This is a genomic window from Nocardiopsis eucommiae, from assembly GCF_965344335.1.
Classification (GTDB): Bacteria; Actinomycetota; Actinomycetes; order Streptosporangiales; family Streptosporangiaceae; genus Nocardiopsis; species Nocardiopsis eucommiae.
Map to the genome: position 1 here is coordinate 286,177 of NZ_CBDRIY010000001.1, position 23,840 is coordinate 310,016.

The window sequence follows — 23,840 nt, forward strand, 5'->3', positions numbered from 1 at the left end:
GCCCCGGTTTCGCCGGGGTGAAATCCACTGCACGTGACACGGGCGGGTGCGACGGCAACGAATCCGCCACCCGCACGGAAAGCCGCGAGGAAACCATTCATGGCAGTACACCTGTCCGACCGGAAACGCCCTCTCCCGCGCCCCGGCCAACAGGCACTCGTCGCCCTCCTGGCTGCCTCCGCCCTGACCGCCCCCGCATGGTCCTGGACGGTGATCGAGAGCCCCGAACCGGCCCGACCGGTCATCGCCCTCGTCGGCGGTCTGGCCGCACTGCTGCTGTGCGCCGCCGTGGCCACCGCCGTCTACCACGCGGCCGTGGCGCGCGTCGCCCTCGCCCACGGCGCCAGGGTCAGCTCGGGTGCGCGCACCCTGGAGGAGGAGACGGCGCGGGTCGTGGACGCCCTCCTGCCCGCCCTCGCCCACGCCGCCCGTGAGGGCAGGCCCCTCCCACGCGTGCTCGCCGACCACCCCCGGCCCACCCACCCCACCGTCGACCGTCTCGCCCACGCCGTCACCACCCGGCTCGCCGAGGCCGAGCGCAGCGCCACCGAGGCACGCGCGGCGCGCACGGAGATCGAGAACGAGGTCACCGACCTCGCTGACACCACCCTGCCGTTCATCGTGCACCGCGTCCGCGAGGACCGCACCATCGCGGAGGAGGTCCTCGCCGGGGAGCTCCGCGAGGTCCACCCGGCCGTGGCCCACCTGCGCACCCGCCTGGTCGAGGAGCTCGTGGTCTCCGAGCGCCGGAGCGCCACAGCGCTGATCTCGGCTGCCAACATCGGCGGGCGGATCCAGGCCCACCTCACCACCCTGCTCGCCCAGCTCCGCGACCTGCAGTTCCGTTACGGCGACCGCTCGGACGTCTTCAACGACCTCCTGCTGGTCGACCACAACGTCTCCCGTACCGGCCGCCTCGCGGACGCGTTCGTGACCCTCGCGCGAGGCCGCTCCGGGCGCCGATGGAACCGTCCCATCGGTATGGAGAGCATCCTGCGCGGAGCCCAGGGCCGCATCACCGCCTACCGCCGGGTCCGCCTGCACTACACCCACAGGTCGGCGGTGGTCGGCTACGCGGCGGAGGGGGTCATCCAGGTGCTCGCGGAGCTCATGGACAACGCCGCCAACTTCTCCGCGAACGGCACCGACGTCAACGTCTACGCGCAGGAGGAGGACAGCGGGGTCACCGTCACCGTCGAGGACAGCGGCCGGGGACTGCGCCAGCGCGAGCGCCGGGCGGCCGAGGACTACGTCGACCGACCCCGCACCCTGGCCACCCTCCCCGGCCTGCGCATGGGGCTGGCCGTGGTGGGAGCCCTGGCGGACAAGTACGGCCTCCAGGTGAGCTTCCGGCCCTCGGCACGGGGAGGCACCGGAGTGGTCGTGCTCATCCCGCCCCACCTCGTCACCGCGTACGAGGTGCCGTTGCCTCCCCGGCTCCAGAGGGAGAGGGAGGAGGAACTCGCGAGGGAGGAGGAGCGGGCCGAGCTCGCGCGGTGGCCCGAGCCCGGGGAACGGACCTCCGTGAACGGAACGCCCGGTTCCGGGGACCGCGCCGCCGACGTCCTGGCCGGGGACACCGTGGCCGACACCCCGGCACTCGGCACGACCGCGTCCACTGCGCCGGCGGCCGAGCCCCCCGTGTCCGGGACCGGGTCGGCCGCGCGCGCCTGGACCGGATCCGCGCCGACCCCCTCCCGCCCGCCGTTGGCCCGACGGACCACCGGCCGCCGCGAGGCGCCACGGGTCGACCCCCTCTCGGACGCCGCCGACACCCCCCGCACCGGGAGCGACCGGGGAACCGGGCCCGCCGCCGGACCCGGGGAGGACACCGGGCCCGAGCCCGGCTTCGACATGCCGCAGCGGTTCCGTGGCCTCACCCTGGCCCAGGCGGTCCGGGAGAACCCGGAGCAGCTCTTCCCCACGCTGCGCCGGGACTTCGACCCCGAGACACGCAGAGAGCTGCCCACCAGGCTCGCCGCCTTCCGTGACGACGATGACGACGATCAGGAGAACGGCCCGGGCACCCTCTGGGAGGACGGTCGATGAGCACCGACCCCGCCCCGTACCACGACACCCCGAACGAAGAGGAACGGAGGGAGGGGCACCCGGCGTCACGGCGTCGGGACGACCGCCCCGCGATCCCATGACGACCATGGACGCCAGCCTCGACTGGCTGTTGGAGGACCTGCGACACCGGACACCGGGCATCCGCCACGTCCTGGTGCTGTCCAGGGACGGGCTCAGGATGTGCCACACCCGGGAACTGGACGTGGACCGCGCGGACCAGCTCGCCGCCATCTCGGCCGGTGTCCAGAGCCTGTCCCTGAGCGCCTCCGCCGAGTTCGGTGACGGCACCGGATCGGGCCAGGCCATGCTGGAGTACGGCGGTGGGCTCCTGCTCATCATCGGCGCGGGCCAGGGTGCCCATCTGGCCGTCATCGCCGGATTCGAGGCGAAGGTGGGACTGGTCGCCCGCCACATGAACGAGCTCGTCGACCGGATCGGCGCGCACCTCACCGCCGGTCCCCGACGCAGGCCCCACGAGGCGGGCCCGTCCCGATGAACGCCGCCTCGCGCCGCGGTGCCCCCGCCCAGGGCGCCCCCTCCGGCCCCGAGGCGCCGGACCGCTTCTACACGGTCACCTCGGGGCGCGCCGACGACCCGGCCATGGACGCCGTCACCCTCGTGGTGGCCGAGTCCGGTCCCGCGCCCGACATGCAGTCCGAGCACGCCAGCATCCTCCGGCTGTGCACCCGGCCCACCGCCGTGGTGGAGCTCTCGGCGGAGCTCAGGGCACCGGTGAGCGTCGTCAAGGTGCTCCTCACCGACCTGCTCGACACCGGCGCCGTGGCCGCTCGGCACCCCGTACCCGTACGGTCCCTCCCCTCGCGAGGGGGACCCAGGCACGACCCCGAGACCCTGAAGCAGGTGCTCCTTGCCCTTCAACGGCTCTGACCCACACGGACGGACGACCACCACGCCGCTGACCCCGCCGCCCCCGATGACGGCGGACGCGACCGCCCCGACCCGCCCGCCACTGGCCAGAACCGCCAGCCAGGCGCTGAAGATCGTCATCGTCGGCGGCTTCGGCGTGGGGAAGACGACCCTGGTCGGCTCGGTCAGCGAGATGCGCCCCCTGAGCACCGAGGAGGTCATGACGCAGGCCAGCGACGGGGTCGACGACCTCAGCGCGGTCCGTGACAAGCGCACCACGACGGCCGCCTTCGACTTCGGGCGGATCACCATCGACGACACCCGGGTCCTCTACCTCTTCGGCGCCCCCGGGCAGAAACGCTTCTGGTTCCTCTGGGAACAGATCTTCACCGGCAGCCTCGGCGCGGTCGTCCTCGTCGACACGGACCGGGTGCAGGACTCCTGGTACGCCATCGACCGGCTCGAACACCACCACACCCCGTTCGTCGTCGCGGTCAACCGGTTCGGGCCGGGGCCGAACCTGCACGACGTGCGCAACGCCCTGGACCTGTCCAACGACGTCCCCCTGCTGGAGTGCGACGCCCGCCGCCGCGAGTCCAGCCGCGACGTCCTGGTCACCCTCGTCCGCCATCTGTTCCGGCACCGCCCGCCCGTGTCCGCACCGGAGAGGTCATCGTGAACGACAACGTGGGAGCCCCGGGGGCGCTCGTGCCCCCGACCCGGGGACCAGCGCCCCTGTCGCCCGACCACGAGCACGCCATGCGCTTCTACGGACCCGACATCGCCTGTGACCCGGTGGCCCTCTACGAGGAGATGCGCCGCCACTACGGTCCGGTCGCCCCCATCCTCCTCGACGGCGACATCCCCGCGTGGTTCGTCCTCGGCTACCGGGAGCTGCACCACGTCTCCGACCGGCCCGAGTGGTTCGCCCGTGACTGCCGCCGCTGGAACATGTGGGACCACATCGACGACGCCTGGCCGTTGATGCCGTACGTGATGTGGACCCCCTCGGTGATGTTCGCGGAGGGAGCCGAACACCAGCGGCGCGCCGGAGCGATCGGTGACGCCCTCGACGCCACGGACCGCGCCGACCTTCGCACGCTGTGCGAACAGGTCTCGGACGGCCTGATCGACCACTTCGCCGGGGACGGCGAGGCCGACCTCGTCAGCCAGTACGCGCACCACATCCCCGCCGGGGTGATCGCCCGGCTGTACGGGCTGCCGCGGCAGGAGGTCCCCGACCTGGTACGCGACATCCTGGTCTCCCTGGACGTCAGCGCCGACGCCGGTCAGGCCCACCAGCGGGTCCAGGAGCGGATGCGGCGGCTCGTCAGCGAGCGCAGGGCCCACCCGCGCGACGACATCCCCTCACGGCTCCTGCTGCACCCGGCGGGGCTCACCGACGACGAGGTGGTGATCGACCTGCTGGTGATCATGTCGGCGGCGCAGGCGCCCACCGGCAACTGGATCGGGAACACCCTGCGGCTGATGCTGATGGACGACCACTTCTCCCTCACGCTCCAGGGCGGACGCAGCAGCTCCGGTGAGGCGCTCAACGAGGTGCTGTGGAAGAACACCCCCACGCAGAACTTCATCGGCCGGTGGGCGGTGCAGGCCTGTGATCTGGGCGGTCGCCGGATCAGGCGCGGCGACCTGCTGGTGCTCGGCATGGCCGCCGCCAACGCGGACCCCCGGCTCAACACGGGTGACCTGGGGATCTTCGGCAGCAATCGGGCCCAGATGTCGTTCGGGCACGGGGAACACGGTTGCCCGTTCCCCGCGCCCGAGGTGGCGGAGGTGATCGCCCGCACCGCCGTGGAGACCCTCCTGGACCGGTTGCCGGACGTGCGGCTGAGGGTGTCCCCGGACCAGCTGCGGTGGCGTCCGTCCGTGTGGATGCGCGGACTCTACGAGCTCCCCGCGCGGTACAGCCCCATCGTCGGTCGCGGGCGGCGCCGCCTGGGATAGCCACGCGTCCCGGACGGCGCCGCCCCGCCGGTCCCGGACCCGGCGTCAGTCGACGCGCCCGGGGACCGGGGAGAACTCCAGGGGGAGTTCGCGCAGGCCCCGCGTGAACAGCCCCTCCTCCACCAGGGTGGCGCCCTCGGCGAGGCGCACGTCCGGCATGGCGTCGAGCAGGTCATTGACGGCCACCCGTACCTCGGCCTCCGCCAGCAGCGCGCCCACGCAGAAGTGGCGGCCGAGCGCGAAGGCCAGGTGTTCGGCGGCGGCCGAGAAGGACGTGGCCTCGGACAGCTCCGGCCGGGAGAGGTCGAAGCGGTCCGGGTCCGTGAACCGGTCGGGGTCCCGGTTGGCCGCTCCGATCAGACAGGTGACGGTGGCCCCGGCGGGCACCGTCCCGCCGCCGATCTCCACGTCACGGCTGGCCTGGCGCATGATCATCTGCACGGGAGGGGAGAGGCGCAGCGACTCCACGAAGGCGCGGGGGACGAGGGACCGGTCCTCGCGGACCGCCGCCAGCTGTCCCGGGTGGGTGACCAGGTGGGCGAACAGGCCGGACAGCGCCTTGTCCGTGGTCTCCCCGCCCGCGGCGAGCAGGAGACTACAGAAGGCCTTGACCTCCTCGTCGGTCATCCGGGTGCCGTCGACCTCGGCGTGGCAGAGGCGGGAGAGCAGGTCGTCACCGGGCCGTCTCCTGCGTTCGGCGATGATCGGGAGCAGGTACTCCGCGAACTCGTCCCTCGTGCGGAGCCCGTCCTCCGTGACGCCGGGGTCCTGGGTGAGGTTGCCGAGGAAGGCGATGATCGCGGTGTACCAGTCGTGGAAGCGGTCGTGGTGGCTCTGGTCCAGGCCGAGCATGTCCACGATGACGTTGATCGGGAACCGGGTCGCGTACTGGGAGACCAGGTCGACCCGGCCCTCGTCCCGGAAGGCGTCGACGAGGGCCCGGCTGTTGCGCTCGATCACCGGGAGGAAGCGTTCCCGGAGCTCCCGGCCGCGGAAGGCGGGGGCGACCAGCGCCCGTCTGGTCGCGTGGTCGCGACCGTCCAGCTGGAGGATGGTGCGTCCGTGCACCGGCTCCAGCTGCCAGCCGTAGTTGTCCGTGGAGAAGGCTCCCTCGCGGTCCTGGAAGACCCGTCGCACGTCCGCGTACCGGGAGAGGACGTAGCTGGAGGTGGGTGCGTGCCACAGCAGGGGCTCGTGTTCACGCAGCAGGGAGTAGGCGGCGTACGGGTCGTCGGAGAACTCGGGGGAGAGGAGGTCGGGGATGCTGTGCGTGCTGGTCACGTGGTCGGGCTCCCAACGGTCGTGCGGAGGTCCGGAGGAACCCTCACAGTAGGTAGGGGTTCCGGCACGATCCACCCCTGATCCGGTCCAGGCACGATTTCCGGGCGAAAAGGGAGGGAGGTCCGCCTTTCCGGAGTCCGAAACGCGCGCGAAGAGAGGGGATTCGGATGTCCGGGATGGGGTTGGCCGCGCCGTTCCGGGTGGCGCGGTGGTGGGGGCGGCCCGACCGGACCGTCGCCTCCACGTCGGTTTGGGGGTCAGGGTGCTAATTTGTCTGGATGGCACTGGGAGAGGCGGTTCTGGCGGCGTTGTTGGAGGGGGAGGCCTCCGGCTACGACCTGGCCAAACGGTTCGACGCCGGGGTCGCGAACTTCTGGTCCGCCACCCCGCAGCAGCTCTACCGCGAACTCGAACGCCTGGAGGGCGAGGGCTTGCTCAGCGCCCGGGTCGTACACCAGGAGCGCAGACCCGACAAGCGCCTGTTCACCGTCACCGAGACCGGACGCGAGGCGCTGCGCTCCTTCAGCCGACGGCCCGCCCGACCCACCGCCATCCGTGACGACCTGCTCGTCCGGCTCCAGGCCGTGGACGAGACCGACGTGGACGCGGTGATCAGCGCCGTCGAGGACCGCATGGAGCTGAGCCGCGCCAAACTCGAACGCTACGATCGCATCGCCGCCCGCATGCTCGACGGTCGGGACGAGGAACGCTACCTCCGCGAGGCCGAACGGGTCGGCCCCTACCTCACCCTCCAGCGCGGCCGCTCCCACGAGCAGGAGAACCTGCGCTGGGGAGCCAGCACCCTGGCCATCCTCGAACGCCGCCGAGCCGACCGGGCCCCGGGCCGGGGCGCCGGGGGCGGACCGGCCGCCACGCCCGGCTGACCGGACCCGGCGACCACGCCCGGTCAGCCCCGGGTCAGCACCTCCATGGTCCCCGCGCCGCCGTCGCGTGTGCCGCCCGGCCCGCGGGCACGTGTTCCAGCGCGGAGCGGTCCCCGGCCAGCCGGCGGCGGTGTCGGCTAGTTGAGGAGCCGCTGCCAGTCGGACGGCACCCGCTCGGCCGGGGCGGGAACCGGTTGGTTCAGGGGGTGCGAGGTCGGTGCGGCCAGCTCCGGCCCCTCGCCCATCTGCTGGGTGCGGAAGTCGTAGAACCACTCCTCGCCGGGCTCGAAGCTCTGGACGATCGGGTGGCCGGTGGCCTCGAAGTGGCGGCTGCCGTGCTGGGACGGGGAACTGTCGCAGCAGCCCACGTGCCCGCAGGCCGCGCATCGGCGCAGGTGCACCCACCACCCGTCCCCGGTGAGGCACTCCTGGCAGCCGGTGCCGCTGGGCGGCGTGGTCGGGTCGATCTCGTTGCTCATGTCGTCACGCTAACCACCGGAGGCGCCGCTGACCGTGAACAACGCGCGCCCGGTGACGGCCGGTCACAGCCGCGCCCGATACCCTCGTCGCCGGTCGCACCCGAACAACGGGCCCGCAGCCCCCGGGGCCCGCACTACCTGGAAGGCACTCCATGAGCGAGGAGCTGTCCGTACGCGTCGACGGTCACGTCGGTGTCCTGGAGATCCGCCGTCCGCCGAACAACCACTTCGACCTCGACGTCCTCACGGCGGTCGCGGACGCCGCCGAGGAGCTGGCGGCCGGTGACTGCCGGGCCCTCGTCCTCTGCTCGGAGGGCCGGAACTTCTGCGCGGGGGTGGACTTCGCCTCCGGCGGGGTCGGGGACTCGCCGGTCCGGACGCTCAGCGCCATCTACGGTCAGGGGTCGCGCCTGTACTCACTGCCGATCCCCGTGATCGCCGCCGTCCAGGGAGCCGCCGTGGGCGGCGGGCTCGGCCTGGCGTGCGCCGCCGACTTCCGGGTGGCCGCCGCCTCCTCCCGGTTCCACGCCAACTTCGGTCTGCTGGGACTCCACCAGGGGTTCGGCCTGAGCGTCAGCCTGCCCCGCATCGTGGGTGTGCAGAAGGCCGCCGACATGTTCTACACGGCCCGCCGGATCACCGGCACCGAGGCCCACGCCATCGGCCTGGCCGACGTCCTCGTGGACGAGGAGCACGTGCGTGAGGAGGCGGTGAGCCAGGCACACCGCATCGCCCGGTCCGCGCCGCTCGCGGTGCGTTCGATGAAGTCCACCCTGCGCGCGGACCTGCTCGCCGCGCTGCCCTCCGCCCTGGAACGGGAGATCATCGAGCAGACCCGGCTGTTCGACACCAGGGACAACGAGATCGGGGTCACCGCCTCCCTCGACCGCACCGCGCCCGTCTTCACCGGGGAGTGAGCCGCGCGGGGCCGCCGGACGGGCCCGCTCAGGGAACGATCGAGTCGACGTAGCCGCCGTCCACCCGGACGGCGGCGCCGGTCGTCGCGGAGGCCAACGGGGAGCTCAGGTAGGCCACCATGTTGGCGATCTCCTCGGGCTCGATCAGCCGCTGGAGCAGGGACATCGGCCGGTGCCGGACCATGAACTCGCGCTGGGCCTCCTCCCACGGCAGGTCACGGTCGACCAGCTCGTACACGAACTCCTCCACCCCTCCGGTGTGGGTGGGCCCGGCGATCACCGAGTTGACGGTCACCCCGGTGCCCGCCGCCTGCTTGGCGAAGCCCCGGGTGACCGCGAGCAGGGCGGTCTTCGAGGTCCCGTAGTGGATCATCTCCGCGGGGATCGCGAGCGCCGAGTCACTGGCGATGTTGAGCACGCGCCCCCAGCCGCGTTCCGTCATCCCGGGCAGGGTGGCGCGGATCAGTCGAACGGCGGAGAGCACGTTGGTCTCGAAGTAGCGCCGCCACTCGTCGTCGCTGATCTCCAGCGCCGGAGCGCTCCCGAACACGCCCAGGCTGTTGACCAGGACGTCCACCTCGGGCACGGCGGAGAGCACGTCGTCGGTGCCCCGATCGGTGGTGACGTCGCCGGGGGCGGCGACCAGGTCGCGGCCCGGGGCGCGGCCCCGCAGGGTGTCGATCGCCTCCGCCACCCGCTCCGGGCGGCGTCCGTTCACCGCGACCCGGGCGCCCGCGTCCGCGAGCACGGCCGCGACGGCCATGCCGATCCCCTGGGTCGAACCGGTGACCAGTGCGGTGGTGCCGGACAGATCGATGCGCATGCGAACACAGTAGAAGGACGGGGCGGACCTGGTCCGCCCCGTCCGGGGTGTGTCGTCGGGATCAGCCGAGAACCAGCCACAGAAGGCTGACGAGCAGGAAGCCCGACACGCCCAGCACCGTGGTGAGCACGGTCCACGTCCGCAGGCCGTCGGAGACCGACAGTCCCAGGTAGCGGGTCACCACCCAGAAACCGGAGTCGTTGACGTGCGACAGGCCGAGCGCCCCGAAGGCGATGGCGAGCGCGATGAGCGCCACCTGGATCGAGGAGTAGTCGCCGGTCAGCGCCATGTCGGCGAGCAGCCCCGAGGAGGTGAGGATCGCGACGGTCGCCGACCCCTGCGAGGCGCGCAGCGCCAGCGAGAGGACGAACCCGAGCAGAAGGATCGGCAGGCCGGTCCCGGCGAGGGTGTCGGCCAGCGCCTCGCCCACGCCGCTCTCGGTGAGCACGTTGGCGAACACGCCGCCCGCGCCGGTCACCAGGACGACGATGGCCACCGGGGGCAGCGCGGCCTCCATGACCTCACCGATGTGGGCGGTCGACCACCCGCGCCGCACCCCGAGCAGGAAGTACGCGAGGACCAGGGCCACCAGCAGCGCGAAGACCGGAGCGCCCACGAACGAGAGCACGGGCAGCAGCGGGTGGTCCTCGGGCAGGACCGTGGCCGAGGTGGTGCCGACCATGATGAACGCCAGCGGTGTGAGGATCAGTCCGAGGATGGTCCACACACTGGGCGGGGTCTCGGTGCGGGCGAGCGTCGTGGCGGAGCCGCCGGAACCCGCCTGCTCCGCGTCGCCCTCGTCCCCGCCGCCGAACGCCTCGAACTGCGCGCGGGTCGCCGCCAGCATGGGGATCTCGCGGCGGTTGAGCCACTTCGACACGAAGTGCGCGATCACGGCCAGCGGCGCGCAGACGATCAGGCCCAGGATCAGGATCCAGCCGATGTCGCCCTCAAGCAGCGCGGCGCCGCCGACGATGCCCGGATGCGGCGGTACGGAGACGTGCACCGCGAGCATGATCCCGGCGACCGGCAGGCCGAACTTGACCGGGTCCACCCCGGCCGCCTTCGCGAACCCGTAGATGATCGGCACGAGGATGATGAAGCCGACGTCGAAGAACACCGGGACGGCGAGGATCAGCGCGGCGCCGGTGAGGGCGGCCGCGACCCGCTTGGGCCCCAGCCAGCCGGTGAAGCGCCCGGCCAGGCTCTCGGCCCCGCCGGAGACCTCGATCATGCGACCGAGCATCGCGCCCAGGGCCACCAGCAGCGCCACCGAGCCCAGGGTCCCGCCCATACCGGCGGTGATGGTGGCGATGATGCCGAGCTGTTCGGGTGTGTCGCCGGTGGCGGGGACGGTGACCAGGGGCATGCCCGAGACCAGTCCGACGAGGATGCTCACCAGGAGCAGGGCCACGAACGCGTGGACCTTGAAACGGATGATCAGGACCAGCAGCAGGGCGATGCCGCCCGCCGCGATGCCCAGAAGGGTGAGGGCGCCCATGTGTCGCTACTCCTTGTCGGTGGGTTCGGGTGCCACGACGCGGATCACGGCGGAGTCGTCGGCGGAGCCCAGCCCCTGTCCCTGCCCCAGCAGGTACAGCTGCTCGGCGGTGGCCGCCAACGGTGTCGCCAGTCCGACGGAACGGCTCGCCGAGGCCACGATGCCCATGTCCTTGACGAAGATGTCGAGTCGGCTGAGCACCTCGGCGCCCTCCTCCTCGTAGGCCTGGAGCATGCGGGGACCGCGGTTGCCCAGCATGAACGATCCGGCCGCGCCCGCGCCCAGCGTCTCCAGCGTGGTCTCCGGATCCAGCCCCAGCGACCGGGCGAGGGCCAGCGCCTCGGCGGCGGCCGCGATGTGCACGCCGCACAGCAGCTGGTTGACGGTCTTGAACGCCTGGCCGTCTCCGGGACGGTCACCGATCACGCTCAGGGTGGAGGCCAGGCGCCGCAGCACCGGGTCGGCGGCCTCCCGCGCCTCGGGGGTGGCACCGACCACGATCAGCAGGTCGCCCTCCCCGGCGCGGACCGGGCCCCCACTGAGCGGGGCGTCCACCAGGAGCAGGCCGCGCGGGTCCAGTTCCTCGGCGGTCGCGGTGACCGTGTCCACCCCGACGGTACTGGTCAGGACCAGCACGGTGCCGGGAGTGAGGGCCTCGACGATGCCGTGTTCACCGAAGAGCACGTCGCGCAGCTGGGCACCGTCGCGCACCACCAGCACCACGGAGTCGACCCCGGCGACGGCGTCGGCGGCGCGCTCGAAGGGCACCACCCCGGCCTCGGCGGCCAGGTCGCGGCGGGCGGCGGCGATGTCACAGCCGTGGACGGTCATCGTCCCGGCCAGGCGGGTGGCCATCGGGAGACCCATGGCGCCGAGTCCGATGACGGCGACGCTCGAGACGGGGCTGGTGGTCATGGACGGACTCCGGTGTTCGGGGCTTCGGTGACGGGGGAGCCGACACCGGGGCGGGTGGACAGGGTGCTGAGGCGGTCGACGACCTCGGAGAGCGAGTCGTCGGCGCCGACGTTGCCGGCGAAGACGACGTAGGGAATGCCGGTGGCCGGACCGCCGACCGGCTCCCACAGGGAGACCAGGCCGGGCAGCATCGGGCCGCGCACCAGGGCGCGGTGGATGCCCAGTCCGAGCGAGGCGACGTCGCTGGAGGTGATCCCGCCCTTGGCGACCACGAAGCGCGGTGCGCGGCGGGCGAGGGTCTCGGACACGCAGCGCACGAGGGCCGCCGAGACGTCCCGGGCGATGGCCAGGCTGGTGGCCGGGTCGTCGCTCAGGCGCAGCAGTCGCGAGGTGTGCAGGATGACGTCGTGGTCGGCCAGACCAGCGACGATCGCGTCGACGGTGCGGGCCACGGCGGCCTCGCGGGCGGCCGGGTCGAGGACCTCGTCCACGGCGAGCTCGATCACCCGGGCCCCGGGGTGCCGGTCCACCAGCACGCCGAGCTGGCGGGTGGTGAGCGCGACGTGGGAGCCGACCACCACGAGCCCGCCGGGGGCGTCCGTGCTGGTCCGGATCTCGTCCTCGCCCAGGGGCGCGCGGGCCTCCAGACCGATGCGGGCGCGCACGAACGGCGGGCCGACCCGGTAGACGAACCTGTGGCCCCGGCGTTCGGCGGCGATCAGGGCCAGGGCGAGGACGCGCAGGTCCTCCTCCGACTCGGCGTCCACCACGACCGGCGCGGCGTCGTGCTGTTCGAGGAGGCGGGCGGTGACGGCGTCGGTGTCGCCGCCGCGCAGCAGGGCGAGGTCGATGACGGTGACCTCGCTGGCGGGGACGGCGCCCTCGGTCTTCTCCTCGACCCAGGCCCGGAGGTCGGAGTTGCGGTAGCCGAACGTGGCGTCGCGGGCGAACTCGGTCTCCGCGACGGGGGTGAACCCGGTGTCGGAGCGCGTGTAGTGGACACCGCCGACCGTGACGCGCCCGGCGTCGGGGAAGGCCGGGACGATGACGACCCCGTCGACGCCGGGGTCGCCCAGCTCCTGGAGGGTGGTGTCGATGACCCGGGGTTCGAGCGGGTAGTGGCCGCGCAGGGTGGAGTCGCCTCGGCTGGCGAAGACCAGCGGTCGGTCCCCGGCGGCGGCGCGGGCGTTGCGTACCACCTCGGCGTTGCGGGCCCCGGCCTCGGCCGGGTCCAGGCTGCGGGTGTTGGTGAGGACGTAGACGGCGAGCGTGTCCTGCGCGAAGGCCCACCGCAGGTCGTCGACGGACCAGCGGGTGAGCACGGGCAGGCCGTGCACCGACTGCGTGCCGGTCGGGTCGTCGTCGAGGACGACGATGACGGAACCGGCGGCGGTGGCCTCCCGCGCCACGGCGGACGCGGAGACGGGGCTCGGTGCCCCGGCGGAGGTGAGGACTGCGTGGGGATCGACCATGGAAACTCCCTTGTAAGACATCAGACATCTTATGTTAAACGGCGTGGTCGTCAACCGTGATGTCACAGGAGTTACCAGGTGGGGGCGGCAAGGAGCCCGAGCGCGGAGGGATCGCTCGGGCTGGTCAGCGGTGAGTGGCGGTGTGCGGGGTCGTTCGGGCCGTGGTGTGACCGGTGTGCGCGCCGGTCTCGCTCAGTGCCTCAGTGCCTCAGTCGGTCAGGCCGAAGACGTGCTCGCGCAGATCGCGGGAGGTCTGCGCCATGTGACTCTCCATCGCGAGCCGGGCGCTCTCGGGGTTCCCGGACCGGATCGCCTCCAGTACCCTGCCGTGCTCCTCGATCGCGTGGATCTGGATGGCCGGGATGGACGAGGTCTGGCGGCGCTTCTCGCGCATCACCCGCGACAACGGCTCGAACAGCACGGCCACGAACACGTTCCCGGTCGCTGACAGGATCACGTCGTGGAAGCGGATGTCGTGCTCCACGAACCCCGCGAGGTCACCCCGCGCGTGGGCGTCGCGCATACCCCGGAGGGCCTCCTCCAGTGCGGCGAGGTCGGCCTCGTCCCGGTGCTCGGCGGCCAGCGCGGCCGCACCGGTCTCGATCATCCGACGCACCTGGATGAGCTGGAGCGAGGCGGTGAGGTCGTCGCCCCCGCGCACCGTGGCGCGCAGCACCGCCTCCAGTCCGGTCCACTCCTCCACGGGACGCACCAGCGTGCCTCGTCCCCGCACCACCTCGACCACGTTCTGGGCCTGGAGCGTCCGGATCGCCTCACGCACGGTCAGGCGGCTGACGTCGAACTCCTGGCCCAGCTCGTTCTCGGAGGGCAGCCTGCCCCCGGAGGGCGGGGCGCCGTCGACGATGCGGTCCAGGAGCGACTGGGCGATCTCGTCGGCGAGCAGCGGCCTCGGCACGACACTTCCTCTCGGGCGGGGGAGACGGCGGGGTCGCGGTGCCGGCGGTGCGCGCCGACCCCCGTGCGCCCACGGGGCGCACGGCAAGCAACCCTATCGCCGCCGCCCGACCCCGGCTCCCGGCCTGGCGCGAGGTCGCGGGAGCCGGGGCGTTCTCAGGAGGGGGCGGTGCGGTCGGCTGGTCCGAAGGGGGATCTGCTCGTTCCCATGGAATGCCTTTCGCGTCGGAGTAGCGAGGTTGCCCCGGTCGGGCGCGGAATTCACGGCCCTTTCCGTTGTCGGTCGTCAGGGCATCATTGCTGGTGGAAGCGGTGGCTTCGGGGTCGCCATCCCGGTTCGGGGTACCCAACAGAGTGCGGTACGGGAAATCGAAAGAGCAAGCGCATTCCCCGAACTCGTCAGGGGGTGAGGCCATTCTGGGGGAGGAATGTCGGGAATTCTCCGCAAAGGGGTGGGAGGGAGTTCCGTTCGATCCCGGGTTTCGGTCCGGTCGGTGAGAGGGGAACGGTCACGTCGAACGGGGCGGTGCCAGCGAGTCCGTGAGCAGGACGGTCGTCGGCAGCCGTCGCCCCCTCGGCCGGTCGTCGCGGCCCCCGTCCACCATCGCGGTCAGCGCGTTCACCGCCGCGCGGCCCAGCTCGTCGGCGGGGGTGCGAACGGCGGTGATCGGCGGTCCCGGCAGGTCGGCCAGGGCGATGTCGTCGGCCGCCGCGACACTGATGTCCTCCGGCACCCGCACACCGAGGCGGCCGAACTCGAACATCACGCCCAGCAGGAGCAGGCTGTTGTAGACCAGCACCGCCGTGCAGCCGGAGTCGATGATCCCCCGCGCGGCGGCGACCCCCTCGGCGAACGCCGGGCGGACCGGACCGTGCACCCGTACCCGGAGGCCGGACCGGGCCGCGTGTTCGACCAGTTCCGCGCGCCGGTGCCGGTCCATCCACGAACTCGGCGGCCCCGCGAGGTAGGCGACCTCGCGGTGCCCGAGCTCCACCAGGCGGTCGTAGACCGCGCCCAGGCCGCCGGGGGTGTCGACCGTGAAGGAGGTCAGCCCGGGAACGCGGCGGTTGATCGCCACCACCGGCTTGCGTTCGTGCGCCTCCTTCAGATCGGCGGCCGAGCTCACGGGGGACTGCACGGCGAACCCGTCCACCTGGCCCTCCAACTCGTGCAGGGCCTCCGCCTCTCGGGTCGGGTCCCCGCCGGTGACGGCGATGATCACCCGGCGTCCGCTCTCGGCGGCGAGGTCCTGGGCGGCCGTGGCGGTGGTCGAGTAGAAGGGGTTGTCCAGGTCGGGGACGAGCATGGCGAAGAAGCCGCTGCGGCCGGTGGTGAGCGCCCGGGCGGCCGGGTTGGCGCGGAACCCCAGGCGATCGGCGGCGGCCCGCACCCGCACCAGGGTGGACGCGGCGACCATGGACGGCCGCGACATCGCCCGCGACACCGTGGACGCGGAGACGCCCGCCTCCCTGGCCACGTCGTCCAAGCTCGCCATTCCGACTCCTCGCAGGTCACGGTGCCCCCGGTCACAATCGTGGCCGTGGGCTTGGCTCGGTGCCCAGACAAAGGTTACGGTGTTGCAAGCGCTTGCAGAAGCGCTTGCAGGTGTCGTCGCAGATGAGACACCACAACAAACCCCGAAACACCCGCCGACAGCGACCGGGAGTGGAATTGTCCCGCCCGTCACCCACCGCAGAGGCCGCCCGAGTCGCTTCGCGCCGCCGTCTCCTCCCACGCCCTCCCGTCACGGTCCTGCTCGTCCCCGGGCTGGCCCTGATGCTCTTCGCCTTCTGCTATCCCGTGGTCGCCACCCTGGCCTGGCCGCCGGACGGCGACCCCGCCACGGTCGCGCGCGAGACCGGGAGCCTGCTCACCGACCCCTACCTGCTCCCGGTGATCGCCCGCACCGTCCGAGTCGCCGTCCTGACCACCGCGCTCTGCCTGCTCATGGGCTTCCCGGTGGCCTACCTCATCTCACGGGCACCCGGCCCCTGGCCCGGTCGGCTCCTCGCCCTGGCGATCTTCCCGCTCCTGCTCAACACCGTGGTACGGACCTACGGCTGGATCGTGGTCCTCGGCGGCAACGGCCTGATCAGCAAGGTCAGCGAGGCCGTGGGCCTGGGCCGGGTCCAGCTCCTCTACACCGAGACCGCGATCGTGCTCGGTCTGGTCCAGTTGTTCCTGCCCCTGATGATCCTGTCCGCCTACTCCAGCCTCTCCCAGCAGGACCACCGGCTGGAGGAGGCCGCCCGAGGCCTGGGCGCCTCACCCGGCCGTGCCTTCCGCGACGTGGTCTTCCCCCTGGCCCTGCCCGGGGCACTGGTCGGGTGCACCCTGGTCTTCGCGGGCGCGGTGACCGCCTTCACCACTCCCCAGCTGCTCGGCGGACCCCGCGAGCGGCTCCTGTCCACCCTGCTCTACAGCCGCGTCAACGTCAGCCTCGACTGGCCCTCCGCGAGTGCCATCGCCCTGGTGATGACCGCCCTGGTGCTGGTGGTCGGTGCGCTGTCCGGTCGGCTCGGCAAGATCGGGAGCACCACCTCATGATCCTGAGACGCCCGTTCCTCTCCCTGCTCGCGGCCGCCGCCTTCGTGCTGATGCTCGGCCCCGTGGTGATCCTGGTCGGGGTCGCCTTCACGGCCGGAAGCACCCTCGCCTTCCCGCCGGAGGGCCTCTCCCTGCGCTGGTTCTCCGCCGCGCTGGAGTACGGCCCCTTCGTCGACTCCTTCGGTACCAGCATGGTCGTCGCCGCGGTCTCGACCGTGATCGCGCTGGCCCTGGGAGTCCCCGCGACCCTGGCGCTGCACCGGGGCAACCCGCGCGGACGCCGGATCATGGAGAACCTGTTCTTCGCGCCGATCGTGGTCCCCGAGCTGGTCCTGGGCCTGGCCCTGTTCCAGCAGCTCATGGTCGGCATGCGGGTGACCGCGCTCGGCGCGTTGATCATCGGCCACACCGTCCTGCTGCTCCCGTACACCGTGCGGGTGGTCGGGGCCTCGCTGGCGCTGGCCGACGCGCGCCTGGAGGAGGCCGCTCGCGGGCTGGGCGCGGGTCCGGTCCGCACCTTCCTCACGGTGACCCTGCCGGTGATGGCGCCGGGCATCCTCTCGGCCACCATCCTCGCCTTCATCACCTCCCTCAACAACGTTCCGCTGTCCCTCCTGCTGACCGGCCCGGGCGTGGCCACCCTGCCGGTGGAGATGCTCAACTACGTCCAGTCCTCGTTCGACCCGGTGGTCGCGGCGGTCAGCGTGCTGCTCCTGGCGCTCAGCGTCGTGGTCGCGTTCACCACCGAACGCCTGGTCGGTTTCACGAAGGTCTTCGGCCGATGACCGGGAAGCCCGCCCTCCGGGAAGAAGGAGACACCCAGATGACACCCGTCGTCGAACTCGACCGCGTCAGCCACCTCTTCGGGGCGCGGGGCGGAAAGGGCGGCACCACCGCCGTCGCCGACCTGGACCTCACCGTGCGCCCGGGGGAGTTCACCACCCTGCTCGGGCCCAGCGGCTGCGGCAAGACCACCACTCTGCGGATGATCGCCGGGTTCCTCCAGCCCACCTCCGGGCGGATCCTCCTGGAAGGCGTGGACGCCACCCGTACCCCGCCGGAGAAGCGCAACATCGGCATGGTCTTCCAGTCCTACGCGCTCTTCCCGCACATGACCCTGCGCGACAACGTCGGCTACGGCCTGCGCACCCGCAAGGTGGCCTCCGCCGAGGCGAAGCGGCGCGCGGAGGAGGCACTCGACCTGGTCGGCCTCGTCCACCTGGCCGACCGCAAGCCGGCCGAGCTCTCCGGCGGCCAGCAGCAGCGCGTGGCCCTGGCCCGCGCCGTGGCCATCCGTCCCTCGGTGCTGCTCCTGGACGAGCCGCTGTCCAACCTGGACGCCCAGCTCCGGGTGCAGATGCGTCGCGAGCTCCTGCGGGTCCAGCGCGAGACCGGTCTGACCGCCGTTCTGGTCACCCACGACCAGGACGAGGCACTGGAGCTGTCCGACACGATGGTGATCCTCAACAACGGGCGCCTGGAGCAGCAGGGGTCGCCCCGGGACGTCTTCCCCCGTCCCGCCAACCGTTTCGTGGCCGAGTTCCTGGGCTACGACAACTTCCCGGAGGTACCCGGGCACGGACCGGTCACCGTCCGGCCCGAACACGTGCGGCTGCTCTCCGGCGACGTCCGCGAGGACGCCGGGGAGACCGGCCTCGACGGCACCGTCGCGGCGGTCACCTTCCAGGGCAGCAACTGCCTGGTCGAGACGGCCATCGACGGGGTCGAGGGTCCGGGGTCGGTCCTGCGGGTCCTGCACCCCGGCGACGACCTGCGCCCCGGTGACCCCGTCCGTATCGCCCTGCCCCACCGCCACCTGGTGGACCTGCCCGCCGACGAGGTGACGACCGGATGAACCGTCCCGCACGCGGAGCGCGGCGCACCGCCGCCCTCGCCGGGGTCCTGGCCCTGGCCACCGTCACGGCCTCCTGCGCGCCCGTCCGCGAGGACGACCCCGACACCCTGGTGGTGAGCACCTTCGCGTTCGCCACCGAGGAGTTCACCCAGGTCGTCGCGGAGCCCTTCGAGGCCGAGACCGGTATCCGGGTGGTCCTGGACACCGGGAACAACGCCGGGCGCCTCACCAAGCTGAGGATCAACTCCGAGCGACCCGACACCGACGTCGTGCTGATCTCCGACTACTACGCGCAGATCGGCAAGGACATGGGGCTGTTCGCCCCCGTCAGCGCCGACGACGTGCCCAACCTCGACGCCATCCAGCCCTGGGCCGTGGATCCCGACGGCTACGGCCCCGCCTACACCTTCCAGCTCCTCGGCCTGATGTACCGGACCGACCTGGTGGACGAGGCTCCCGAGTCCTGGGACGACCTCTGGGCGGAGCCCGAGGGCGGCTACGCGCTCCCCGACATCTCCGTGTCGGCGGGCCCGATGTTCGTCCTCGCCGCCGGGGAGCACTTCGGGTCCGGCCCCTCCGACGCCGACGCCGGGTTCGAGGCGCTGGCGGAGATCGGCCCCGACGCGCTCCAGTTCTACACCGGCTCCACCGAGCTCACCAGCCTCCTGGAACGCGGCGAGATCGCCATGGCACCCGGTCTGGACAACTTCGCCATGGGCTCGGTGGAGGCCGACCAGCCCGTCGGCTTCGCCGTGCCCGACGAGGGAAGGGTGATGACCGCCAACACCGTGCAGGTGGTGGAGGGAGCCCCCAACCCGGCCGGTGCGCTGGCCTTCACCGACTTCCTGCTGCGCCCCGAGATCCAGGAGGGCATGGCCGAGGCCCTCTACGACAAGCCCGTGGCGCTGGGAGCCGAACCCACCCCGCTCATGGAGCAGGTCTCCCGGGAGGCGGCCACGGACCCCGTCGCCAACGGGTACCACCAGGGTGACCTCGCACTGCTCGCGAACGAGCGGTCGGCCTGGCTCGACCGCTTCACCGAGGAGGTGGCCAGGTGAGCGGCCACCCCGTCAACGGAGGAGGACCGTTGCCCACACCCGTCGTGATCGACTGCGACCCCGGCGTCGACGACGCCGTCGCCCTGCTGCTCGCCCTGGCCTCACCGGACCTGGACGTGCGCGGGGTGACCACGGTCGCGGGCAACGTCTCACTCACCGACGTGAACCGCAACGCCGCCCACGTGCTGGACCTGGCCGGGGCGCCCGCCGACCTCCCGCTGGTCTCCGGACTCGCGGGGCCGATCGCCCGCACCTCCCGCATCCGGGACGAACCCATGCACGGCGCCGGGGGCCTGGGCGGACTGGTGCCGGACTCCCCGCCCCGGCCCCTGACCCCCGGCCACGCAGTGGACTGGCTGGCCGAACGGGCCCTGGAGTCCCCGGGCGAACTCACCCTCGTGGCGATCGGCCCGCTGTCCAACGTCGCCGCCATGCTCGCCCGCCACCCCGAGGCCGGACCCGCGCTCCGGGAGATCGTCGTCATGGGCGGGGCCGCCTTCGCCCAGGGCAACGTCACCCCGGCGGCGGAGTTCAACTTCCACGCCGATCCCGAGGCCGCCCGCTACGTGCTGGAGTCCGGCCTCCCGGTGCGGATCGTGGGCCTGGACGTCACCCGCGCCGCGCTGTACCCGCTCACCGAGGCCGAGTACCTGGCCACCCTGCCCGGCACCGCCGGGATCGCCGGGGACCTCCTGCGCGCCTACGCCCAGCGCTACCTCGACCGGTTCGGCGTCCCCGCCGTCCCCGTGCACGACGCCCTGGCCGTGGCCGCCGTCAGCCACCCCGACCTCGTCGGCTGGGAGGAGGGCACCGCGTCCGTGGAGTGCTCCGGCGAACTCACCCGGGGCGCCCTCGTCGCGGACCTGCGCACACCCGACCGCACGCGTCACGTACGCGTGGGACGTACCGTCGACGCCGACGCGTTCTCCGCCCTCCTCACCGAGGGCATCGCCCGCCACGCGCACCCCGCCTGAACCAGGCGGGCTCCCCGTCGCCCGAACGGGGGCGGACACCCCGCCCCGGACCAGACACCCGCACCCGGATCAGGCGGGCAGCCCACCCCCTGTACCAGGCACCCGCACCCGCCCACTCGAAGGGAACCCGACACCGATGTCCCACGCCCAGCTCAGCGCCGACCTGCTCATCCGAGGCGGGGAGGTCGTCTCCGTGCACACCGGCCAGGTGTGGCGGGCCGACGTCGCCGTGACCGGTGACCGCGTCCGCGCGGTGCTGCCCCCGGGGACCCCGGTGGAGGCCGCCCGGACCCTCGACGCCACCGGGCTCGTGGTCGCGCCCGGCTACGTGGACGCCCACATGCACATCGAGAGCTCGCTGCTGGCACCGGCCGAGTTCGCCCGGGTCACGCTGGCGCGCGGTACCACCACCGTGCTCGCGGACGCCCACGAGATCGTCAACGTGGCCGGACGCGACGGGCAGGCCTGGATGATCCAGCAGGGTCGGGACACCGCGCAGTCCATGCGCTGGGCGGTGCCCTCCTGCGTGCCCGCGCTGGACGGGTTCGAGACGGCGGGAGCGCGGCTCGACGACACCGACATCGCGGAGATGCTGGAGTGGGAGGGTGTCACCACCCTCGGTGAGGTGATGGACTACCGGGCGGTGGTCGACGGCGACCCGCGCATGCACGCCATCATCGACGCGGCCCGGCGCCGGGGCGTGCGCCTGGACGGGCACTGCCCCAACCTCTCCGGGGCCGAACTGGGCGAGTACCTGTGGGCCGGGATCGACTCCGACCACTGCAAGAACACCGCCGAGGTCGCCGTGGAGAAGGCCAGCCTGGGCATGCTCCTCATGCTCCAGGAGAAGTGCCTGACCCCGGAGGTCGTCCGGGCGCTCCTCGACCTGCCGCACCTGCCCGACTTCTGCCTGGTCACCGACGACATCGTGGTGGACGCCATCGTGACCACCGGCCACCTGGACCGGGTGGGCGCGGTGGCGCTGGAGCGCGGGCTGCCCCCGCTCGCGGTGCTCCGCGCTCTCACCCTCCAGCCCGCCCGCAGGCTCGGCCTGGACGACCGGGGGACCGTCACGCCCGGCAAGCGCGCCGACCTGGTGCTGCTGCGCTCGCTCACCGAACTCACCCCCGTCGTGACCCTCGCGGGCGGTGACGTGGTCGGCCGCGACGGCGCCCCGGTCGAGGGCCCCGGCTCCGCCCCCGAGCACCCGTTCGGCGGGACGGTCCGGATCAGTGCCCCCGAGGCCGCGACGGCGCGCTGGCGGGTGGACCTGCCCGACGGCGAGCACGCCTTCCGCGCCATGAGGGTCAACGGCGTGGACACCTACACCGAAGCGGACGAGGTGGTGCTCCCGGTCCGCGACGGGGTGGTGGACTGGCAGGGGAGGACCGCCGTGGTGGCGGTCTTCGAGCGCCACACCGGCAGGGGCGGGGTGACCTTCGCGCCGGTCGTCGGCCAGGACCTCGGGACGGGTGCCTTCGCCACCACCTACGCCCACGACAGCCACAACCTCACCGTCGTCGCCACGACCGAGGAGGCCCTGCTCACCGCAGCCGCCGACGTGGTGGCCTGGGGAGGCGGCATGCGGCTGGTCCGCGAGGACCGGGCCGGAGCCGGGCTGCCCCTGCCCATCGGCGGGGTCATGTCCGAGCGGCCCGCCGACGAGGTGGCCGAGGCCTCCCGGCGGCTCCGCGCCGAGCTCGCCGCCTGGGGCTGGGACAACCGCAACGCGTTCATGAGCCTGTCCACCCTCACCCTGGCGGTGTCCCCGAGCGTGAAGATCACCGACCGGGGACTGGTCCGCGTGGTGGCACGGGACTGGGAACCGGCGACCATTGCCAGAGTGACCCCCGCGACGTAGAACGAAGGGGCGACCGGCCGCATCCGGCGGCCGGGTCGCCCCTTCCCCGCAGGAGGCCGTCATCACACCCCCCGACTCCGGCTGTCCGTACCGGCTGCGCACCGACGGGACCACCTTCCACGAGGAGGTCGCGGACCTGCGCCAGCGTGAACCCGCCGTCCGTGTGGAACTCCCCGGGAACCTGGTCGCCTGGGCGATCACCCGACACGAACTCCTCCGCGAACTGCTGGGCGACCCGAGGGTCTCCCGGGACTTCCGCGCGCACTGGCCCGACCACGACCGGGTCGGGCACGACTGGCCGCTGTCCGCCCTGGTCTTCCTGGAGAGCTTCCTCAACCGCTACGGGGAGGAGCACCGGAGGCTGCGACGCAAGGTCACCCCCGCCTTCACCCCCGGTCGCATCCGCCGGATGGAGGACACCGTCCGCGAACGGGCCCGCGCGCTCGTCGCGGACATCGCCGCCGCCGCACCCGGCCGGGAGGTGGACCTCCGGGCGGCCTTGGCCCGCCCGCTCACCATGTGGGTGATCTGCGAACTCTTCGGGGTCCCCGAGGACCTGCGGGAGCGGCTCGGCACGGTGATGGACGCGGTGGTCGACACCACCGTCGAACCGGAGGAGGTCCTGGCCCAGCAGATGGAGCTGCTGACCTGCCTGGAGCTGCTCGCGGAGCACAAACGCGCCCACCCCGCCGAGGACCTCACCGGCGACCTGCTTCTCCCGAGCGACGGTGAGCCGCTGCCCCACGCGGACCTCATCGGCACGCTCCTCCTCATGATCGGCGCGGGGTACGAGACGACCGTCAACCTCATCGCCAACGCGGTGCACGCGTTGCTCGCCCACCCCGGGTACCGCGACCGTCTGGTCGCGGGGTCGCTGGCGGCCGAGGAGGTGGTGGAGGAGTCGCTGCGTCTGGACCCGCCCGCCAAGTACGTCCCGCTGCGCTACGCGGTCGAGGACATCGATCTCGAAGGGGTGCTGATCCGTAAGGGGGAGCCCATCCTGGTCGCCTTCGGAGCGCCCGGCCGGGACCCGGACCTGAACCCGGACCGCCCGGAGGCCTTCGACCCGGACCGGGCGTCGAAGGAGCACCTGGCCTTCGGCCACGGCGCGCACTTCTGCGTGGGAGCGCACCTGGGGCGGATGGAGGCCCGGGTGGCCCTGGAGGAGCTGTTCACGGCCCTGCCCGAGCTCGCCCTCTCCGAGGAGGGCCGGGAGCTGGACCGGATCCCGTCCTTCCTGATCAACGGCCCCCTGCGGGTCCCGGCCGTCCCCCACCCGACCGGCTGACCCGGCCACCTGAGGCGACGGGGGCAGCCGTAGACCGACGCGCGTCGAGGCGCGTCGAGGCCCCGCCCGGTTCGGCTGCCCCCGGTCGTGCCCCGCGTTCACCTGCACATGTGGCGCGTTCTCGCCCGGCCCGACACGTGGAGATTGGAGTCCCGTGTGCCGCG

Annotated in this window: 22 protein-coding genes; 14 read left to right on the forward strand and 8 right to left on the reverse strand. The window is 72.6% G+C overall.

Going from position 1 to position 23,840, the window contains the following annotated elements:
* Positions 1–99 precede the first annotated feature (99 nt).
* From ACRWK8_RS01255 to ACRWK8_RS01275, 5 genes are all read left to right on the forward strand, one after another.
* Positions 100–2,049: a sensor histidine kinase gene (locus ACRWK8_RS01255; RefSeq protein ID WP_431867745.1), complete on the forward strand. Its 1,950-nt coding sequence runs from the start codon at positions 100–102 to the stop codon at positions 2,047–2,049.
* A 97-nt stretch (positions 2,050–2,146) separates the two neighbouring features.
* Complete coding sequence (locus ACRWK8_RS01260; protein WP_378734676.1) at positions 2,147–2,566, forward strand: roadblock/LC7 domain-containing protein; 420 nt, start codon at positions 2,147–2,149, stop codon at positions 2,564–2,566.
* Complete coding sequence (locus ACRWK8_RS01265; protein WP_378734674.1) at positions 2,563–2,958, forward strand: DUF742 domain-containing protein; 396 nt, start codon at positions 2,563–2,565, stop codon at positions 2,956–2,958. Before ACRWK8_RS01260 ends, ACRWK8_RS01265 begins: the two co-directional genes overlap by 4 nt.
* A 46-nt stretch (positions 2,959–3,004) precedes the next feature.
* On the forward strand, positions 3,005–3,616 hold the full coding sequence (locus ACRWK8_RS01270; RefSeq protein ID WP_378735348.1) for a GTP-binding protein: 612 nt from the start codon (positions 3,005–3,007) through the stop codon (positions 3,614–3,616).
* Positions 3,613–4,905, forward strand: coding sequence for a cytochrome P450 (locus ACRWK8_RS01275; protein WP_431867748.1), 1,293 nt, complete (start codon positions 3,613–3,615; stop codon positions 4,903–4,905). The genes ACRWK8_RS01270 and ACRWK8_RS01275 overlap by 4 nt, the downstream gene beginning before the upstream one ends.
* A gap of 45 nt (positions 4,906–4,950) precedes the next feature.
* Here the strand turns inward: ACRWK8_RS01275 and ACRWK8_RS01280 are convergent, their stop codons facing one another.
* Positions 4,951–6,186 (reverse strand): cytochrome P450, encoded by a 1,236-nt coding sequence (locus ACRWK8_RS01280; RefSeq protein WP_431867750.1) that lies wholly within the window; start codon positions 6,184–6,186, stop codon positions 4,951–4,953.
* Between the two features lie 278 nt (positions 6,187–6,464).
* Here ACRWK8_RS01280 and ACRWK8_RS01285 point away from each other — a divergent pair, with 278 nt between their 5' ends.
* Complete coding sequence (locus ACRWK8_RS01285) at positions 6,465–7,070, forward strand: PadR family transcriptional regulator (RefSeq protein ID WP_431867752.1); 606 nt, start codon at positions 6,465–6,467, stop codon at positions 7,068–7,070.
* 137 nt (positions 7,071–7,207) lie between these two features.
* On the opposite strand, the gene ACRWK8_RS01290 is transcribed toward ACRWK8_RS01285, so the two are convergent.
* The gene (locus ACRWK8_RS01290; RefSeq protein ID WP_378734665.1) at positions 7,208–7,549 is read right to left on the reverse strand and encodes a UBP-type zinc finger domain-containing protein; all 342 of its coding nucleotides are present in this window, start codon (positions 7,547–7,549) and stop codon (positions 7,208–7,210) included.
* Positions 7,550–7,701: 152 nt separating this feature from the next.
* Between ACRWK8_RS01290 and ACRWK8_RS01295 the strand changes: the two genes are divergently transcribed.
* Positions 7,702–8,466 carry an enoyl-CoA hydratase/isomerase family protein gene (locus tag ACRWK8_RS01295; protein ID WP_378734663.1) on the forward strand — a complete coding sequence of 255 codons (765 nt, stop codon included), beginning with the start codon at positions 7,702–7,704 and terminating at the stop codon, positions 8,464–8,466.
* A gap of 28 nt (positions 8,467–8,494) precedes the next feature.
* On the opposite strand, the gene ACRWK8_RS01300 is transcribed toward ACRWK8_RS01295, so the two are convergent.
* The 6 genes from ACRWK8_RS01300 to ACRWK8_RS01325 form a co-directional block, all read right to left on the reverse strand.
* Complete coding sequence (locus tag ACRWK8_RS01300) at positions 8,495–9,289, reverse strand: SDR family NAD(P)-dependent oxidoreductase (protein WP_378734661.1); 795 nt, start codon at positions 9,287–9,289, stop codon at positions 8,495–8,497.
* 61 nt (positions 9,290–9,350) lie between these two features.
* On the reverse strand, positions 9,351–10,790 hold the full coding sequence (locus tag ACRWK8_RS01305; protein WP_431867755.1) for a GntP family transporter: 1,440 nt from the start codon (positions 10,788–10,790) through the stop codon (positions 9,351–9,353).
* 6 nt (positions 10,791–10,796) lie between these two features.
* Positions 10,797–11,705: an NAD(P)-dependent oxidoreductase gene (locus ACRWK8_RS01310; protein WP_431867757.1), complete on the reverse strand. Its 909-nt coding sequence runs from the start codon at positions 11,703–11,705 to the stop codon at positions 10,797–10,799.
* Positions 11,702–13,177: a four-carbon acid sugar kinase family protein gene (locus tag ACRWK8_RS01315; protein WP_431867759.1), complete on the reverse strand. Its 1,476-nt coding sequence runs from the start codon at positions 13,175–13,177 to the stop codon at positions 11,702–11,704. Before ACRWK8_RS01315 ends, ACRWK8_RS01310 begins: the two co-directional genes overlap by 4 nt.
* A 208-nt stretch (positions 13,178–13,385) precedes the next feature.
* Positions 13,386–14,093 (reverse strand): FadR/GntR family transcriptional regulator, encoded by a 708-nt coding sequence (locus ACRWK8_RS01320; protein WP_378734653.1) that lies wholly within the window; start codon positions 14,091–14,093, stop codon positions 13,386–13,388.
* Positions 14,094–14,601: 508 nt separating this feature from the next.
* On the reverse strand, positions 14,602–15,588 hold the full coding sequence (locus ACRWK8_RS01325; RefSeq protein ID WP_431867761.1) for a LacI family DNA-binding transcriptional regulator: 987 nt from the start codon (positions 15,586–15,588) through the stop codon (positions 14,602–14,604).
* Positions 15,589–15,758: 170 nt separating this feature from the next.
* Here ACRWK8_RS01325 and ACRWK8_RS01330 point away from each other — a divergent pair, with 170 nt between their 5' ends.
* The 7 genes from ACRWK8_RS01330 to ACRWK8_RS01360 all read left to right on the forward strand — a co-directional run bounded on the left by ACRWK8_RS01330 (position 15,759) and on the right by ACRWK8_RS01360 (position 23,676).
* Complete coding sequence (locus ACRWK8_RS01330) at positions 15,759–16,640, forward strand: ABC transporter permease (protein ID WP_431867763.1); 882 nt, start codon at positions 15,759–15,761, stop codon at positions 16,638–16,640.
* Positions 16,637–17,425, forward strand: coding sequence for an ABC transporter permease (locus ACRWK8_RS01335; RefSeq protein ID WP_378734647.1), 789 nt, complete (start codon positions 16,637–16,639; stop codon positions 17,423–17,425). The genes ACRWK8_RS01330 and ACRWK8_RS01335 overlap by 4 nt, the downstream gene beginning before the upstream one ends.
* A 38-nt stretch (positions 17,426–17,463) precedes the next feature.
* On the forward strand, positions 17,464–18,495 hold the full coding sequence (locus ACRWK8_RS01340; RefSeq protein ID WP_431867766.1) for an ABC transporter ATP-binding protein: 1,032 nt from the start codon (positions 17,464–17,466) through the stop codon (positions 18,493–18,495).
* Positions 18,492–19,553 carry an ABC transporter substrate-binding protein gene (locus ACRWK8_RS01345; RefSeq protein WP_378734643.1) on the forward strand — a complete coding sequence of 354 codons (1,062 nt, stop codon included), beginning with the start codon at positions 18,492–18,494 and terminating at the stop codon, positions 19,551–19,553. The genes ACRWK8_RS01340 and ACRWK8_RS01345 overlap by 4 nt, the downstream gene beginning before the upstream one ends.
* A 29-nt stretch (positions 19,554–19,582) precedes the next feature.
* Positions 19,583–20,527 carry a nucleoside hydrolase gene (locus tag ACRWK8_RS01350; protein WP_431867768.1) on the forward strand — a complete coding sequence of 315 codons (945 nt, stop codon included), beginning with the start codon at positions 19,583–19,585 and terminating at the stop codon, positions 20,525–20,527.
* A 136-nt stretch (positions 20,528–20,663) separates the two neighbouring features.
* Positions 20,664–22,388, forward strand: a complete 1,725-nt coding sequence (locus ACRWK8_RS01355; RefSeq protein WP_431867770.1) for an adenine deaminase C-terminal domain-containing protein — start codon at positions 20,664–20,666, stop codon at positions 22,386–22,388.
* A 163-nt stretch (positions 22,389–22,551) separates the two neighbouring features.
* On the forward strand, positions 22,552–23,676 hold the full coding sequence (locus ACRWK8_RS01360; protein ID WP_431867772.1) for a cytochrome P450: 1,125 nt from the start codon (positions 22,552–22,554) through the stop codon (positions 23,674–23,676).
* The last annotated feature ends 164 nt before the right edge of the window (positions 23,677–23,840 follow it).

Coding starts and splice junctions, on each gene's coding strand:
- ACRWK8_RS01255 (WP_431867745.1), top strand. CDS start 100: ATGGCAGTACACCTGTCCGACCGGAAACGCCCTCTCCCGCGCCCCGGC.
- ACRWK8_RS01260 (WP_378734676.1), top strand. CDS start 2,147: ATGACGACCATGGACGCCAGCCTCGACTGGCTGTTGGAGGACCTGCGA.
- ACRWK8_RS01265 (WP_378734674.1), top strand. CDS start 2,563: ATGAACGCCGCCTCGCGCCGCGGTGCCCCCGCCCAGGGCGCCCCCTCC.
- ACRWK8_RS01270 (WP_378735348.1), top strand. CDS start 3,005: ATGACGGCGGACGCGACCGCCCCGACCCGCCCGCCACTGGCCAGAACC.
- ACRWK8_RS01285 (WP_431867752.1), top strand. CDS start 6,465: ATGGCACTGGGAGAGGCGGTTCTGGCGGCGTTGTTGGAGGGGGAGGCC.
- ACRWK8_RS01290 (WP_378734665.1), bottom strand. CDS start 7,549: ATGAGCAACGAGATCGACCCGACCACGCCGCCCAGCGGCACCGGCTGC.
- ACRWK8_RS01295 (WP_378734663.1), top strand. CDS start 7,702: ATGAGCGAGGAGCTGTCCGTACGCGTCGACGGTCACGTCGGTGTCCTG.
- ACRWK8_RS01300 (WP_378734661.1), bottom strand. CDS start 9,289: ATGCGCATCGATCTGTCCGGCACCACCGCACTGGTCACCGGTTCGACC.
- ACRWK8_RS01305 (WP_431867755.1), bottom strand. CDS start 10,790: ATGGGCGCCCTCACCCTTCTGGGCATCGCGGCGGGCGGCATCGCCCTG.
- ACRWK8_RS01310 (WP_431867757.1), bottom strand. CDS start 11,705: ATGACCACCAGCCCCGTCTCGAGCGTCGCCGTCATCGGACTCGGCGCC.
- ACRWK8_RS01315 (WP_431867759.1), bottom strand. CDS start 13,177: ATGGTCGATCCCCACGCAGTCCTCACCTCCGCCGGGGCACCGAGCCCC.
- ACRWK8_RS01325 (WP_431867761.1), bottom strand. CDS start 15,588: ATGGCGAGCTTGGACGACGTGGCCAGGGAGGCGGGCGTCTCCGCGTCC.
- ACRWK8_RS01335 (WP_378734647.1), top strand. CDS start 16,637: ATGATCCTGAGACGCCCGTTCCTCTCCCTGCTCGCGGCCGCCGCCTTC.
- ACRWK8_RS01340 (WP_431867766.1), top strand. CDS start 17,464: ATGACACCCGTCGTCGAACTCGACCGCGTCAGCCACCTCTTCGGGGCG.
- ACRWK8_RS01345 (WP_378734643.1), top strand. CDS start 18,492: ATGAACCGTCCCGCACGCGGAGCGCGGCGCACCGCCGCCCTCGCCGGG.
- ACRWK8_RS01355 (WP_431867770.1), top strand. CDS start 20,664: ATGTCCCACGCCCAGCTCAGCGCCGACCTGCTCATCCGAGGCGGGGAG.